Origin of the sequence: Nocardioides sp., from assembly GCF_016462705.1 — a bacterium.
GTDB lineage: Bacteria > Actinomycetota > Actinomycetes > Propionibacteriales > Nocardioidaceae > Nocardioides.
This window is the reverse complement of the sequence record NZ_JAEMSS010000301.1, coordinates 1-2644: the sequence shown is the minus strand read 5'-3', so window position 1 is coordinate 2644 and position 2644 is coordinate 1. Positions and strand designations below refer to the sequence as shown.

Sequence of the window (2644 nt, the reverse complement as noted above, 5' to 3'; positions counted from 1 at the left end):
CGGGCGGCGACGTTGACGCGGCCGACCTCGACGCCGTCCATCATCTGGTAGAAGCCCTTGCCGGGCTCGCCGCCGAGGATCTTGTCGGCCCCGATCCGGTGACCTTCGAAGATCATCTCGGTGGTGTCGACGCCCTTGTAGCCCATCTTGTCGATCTTGCCGGGGATGGTGACGCCCTGAGCGGTCTCGCCGAACCCGGCCTCCTTGTCGACCAGGAACGTCGTCATGTTCTTGTAGACGGAGTCGGAGCCCTCGTCGGTCTTCACCAGCACCGCCACCAGGTTGGCCGAGCCGCCGTTGGTCAGCCACATCTTCTGGCCGTCGATCACGTAGTCGTCACCGTCGCGCACGGCCTTGGTCTTGATCGCCGCCACGTCCGAGCCGCACCCCGGCTCGGACATCGAGAAGGCGCCGCGGATCTCGCCCTCGGCCATCTTGGGCAGGTAGTGCTGCTTCTGCTCGTCGGTCCCGTGCTGCAGCAGCATCCACGCCACGATGAAGTGCGTGTTGATGATGCCCGAGACGCTCATCCAGCCCCGGGCGATCTCCTCGACCACCAGGGCGTAGGTCAGCAGCGACTCCCCCAGCCCGCCGTACTCCTCGGGGATCATCAGGCCGAAGAGGCCGAGCTCCTTGAGGCCCTCGACGATCTCGGTCGGGTACTCGTCGGCGTGCTCGAGCTCCTGGGCGACGGGGATGATCTTCTCGTTCACGAAGGTGCGGACCGCCTTGAGGATCTCGGTCTGGTCTTCGGTGAGCCCGTCGGTCTCGCAGAGGCGACCCATGCTGTCGTGCTCCAGTCGTGTGGTCGGAGGGCGTGCGGCGTACCCAGCGATGTTACCGGCGGGTCACTACGCGTCACCATGACCCAGGACACGTCGCCCTCGGCCCGACGGCGAGCCTACGTGCGTCGTTATGCTGCGCGAATGCCGCCAGGCCCCCGCACTCCGCAGCCCAGAGTGCTCGTCATCATCCCGGCCTGGAACGAGCAGGACTCCGTCGCCGCGACGGTCGCCGAGGTCCGGCGCACCACCCCGGACGCCGACCTGCTCGTCGTGGACGACGGCTCCTCGGACCGGACCGCCTCCGTGGCGGCCGCCGCCGGCGCCCTGGTCTGCCGTCTCCCCTACAACCTGGGCGTGGGTGGCGCGATGCGCGCCGGCTACCGCTACGCGATCCGCGGCGACTACGACGTCGCCGTGCAGATCGACGCGGACGGACAGCACGACCCGGCCTACCTCCCGACCCTGCTGGCCCAGCTCCGGGTGGACGGCACCGGGGGCGCCGACCTGGTCATCGGCGCCCGGTTCGCCGGCGAGGGCGACCCCTACAAGGTCTCGCTGCTGCGCCGCCTCGCGATGAAGATGCTCGCCGGCACCCTGAGCCGGATGGCCCGGACCCGGCTCACGGACGTGACCAGCGGGTTCCGGGTCGCCAACCGACGGGCGATCGGCGTGTTCGCGGCGCACTACCCGGCGGAGTACCTCGGCGACACGGTCGAGTCCATGGTCATCGCCATCCGCGCGGGGTGCACGGTCACCCAGGCGCCCGTCCAGATGCGCGTGCGTCAGGGCGGCCAGGCCAGCCAGACGCCGTTCCGCGCGGCGCTCTACCTGTCCCGGGCCGTCGTCGCCCTGGCCCTGGCCCTCGTCCGCCGCTGGCCCGACGTGCCCACCATCCCCGAGGAGCGAGCATGAGCTCGACCGTCACCCTGGGCGTCATCGGCTCGGCCGTCGTCCTCGTCGCACTCTTCGAGCTGCTCCGTCGGCAACGGCTCCGCGAGAAGTACGCCGTCCTCTGGTTCTCCGTCGCCCTCGGCGTCCTGGCCATCACGATCTTCCCCGGCCTCCTGACCGGCCTGGCCGACCTCGTCGGCGTCGAGCTGCCGGTCAACCTGCTGTTCTTCCTCGCGTCGCTCTTCCTCCTCGTGCTCACGCTGCAGCACAGCTACGAGCTCGGCCGGCTCGAGGAGAAGACCCGGGTGCTCGCGGAGGAGGTCGGGCTACTGCGGCTCGAGCTCGACCTGGTCCGCCGGCCCCACGACGAAGGCGAGTCCTCGGGCTGAGGAGCACCTGGGGACCTCACCACCCGATGCGCCTGACGCGTTCGTGGGACGGGCGTGGCGGCCGCGCGCGTACCAGCCCGACGCTCGCCGTCAAGGACGTCGCTCCGCTCCGCCGCTGCGCGGTCGACTTCGTCGATCCTTGACCGCGAGCCTCTGTCGGGCTGGTAGGCGGCGCGCTCAACGACGCGGGCTCCGCCCGCGCCGCCGCATGCGCGGCCGCCACCCGGGTTCGCGACACAGTTCGTCCGACGCGCCACGGCTCGACGCTCAGCCCCGACGCGGTCGACGCGAACCGTGTCGCGAGCCGATCCCGGCCACCCCTGCGAGTCCCACTAGCGTGCGATCTGCACCCACCAGGTGCATGGGATCCGCACGCCAAGCGCCGACCGGCCCACCACACGCATTCGGTGGTGGTGCCCGCGCATGCGGGCGGCGGGGCGGAGCCCTGCCGCCAAGCGCGCCGCCAGCCGATCGAGACAGGCTCGCAGTCAAGGATCGGCGAAGCCGACCGCGCAGCGGCGCGAAGCGTCCTTGACGGCGAGACTCGATCGGCTACGCGCGCGGGCACCACGCCCAGCC

Annotated in this window: 3 protein-coding genes; 2 read left to right on the top strand and 1 reads right to left on the bottom strand. The window is 70.8% G+C overall.

Annotation, left to right across the window (positions count from 1 at the left end; all coding sequences use genetic code 11):
* A partial coding sequence (locus tag JHD21_RS21790) for an acyl-CoA dehydrogenase family protein (protein WP_292679645.1) occupies positions 1–785 on the bottom strand: 785 nt, incomplete at its 3' end.
* Between the two features lie 141 nt (positions 786–926).
* Between JHD21_RS21790 and JHD21_RS21785 the strand changes: the two genes are divergently transcribed.
* A complete protein-coding gene (locus tag JHD21_RS21785) occupies positions 927–1697 on the top strand; it encodes a glycosyltransferase family 2 protein (RefSeq protein ID WP_292679643.1) in 771 nt (256 codons plus the stop codon).
* Positions 1694–2065: a DUF2304 domain-containing protein gene (locus JHD21_RS21780; protein WP_292679642.1), complete on the top strand. Its 372-nt coding sequence runs from the start codon at positions 1694–1696 to the stop codon at positions 2063–2065. The genes JHD21_RS21785 and JHD21_RS21780 overlap by 4 nt, the downstream gene beginning before the upstream one ends.
* Positions 2066–2644 lie beyond the last annotated feature (579 nt).

Excerpts from the sequence above, each read along its gene's own strand:
- JHD21_RS21785 (WP_292679643.1), top strand. The coding sequence starts at position 927 with ATGCCGCCAGGCCCCCGCACTCCGCAGCCCAGAGTGCTCGTCATCATC.
- JHD21_RS21780 (WP_292679642.1), top strand. The coding sequence starts at position 1,694 with ATGAGCTCGACCGTCACCCTGGGCGTCATCGGCTCGGCCGTCGTCCTC.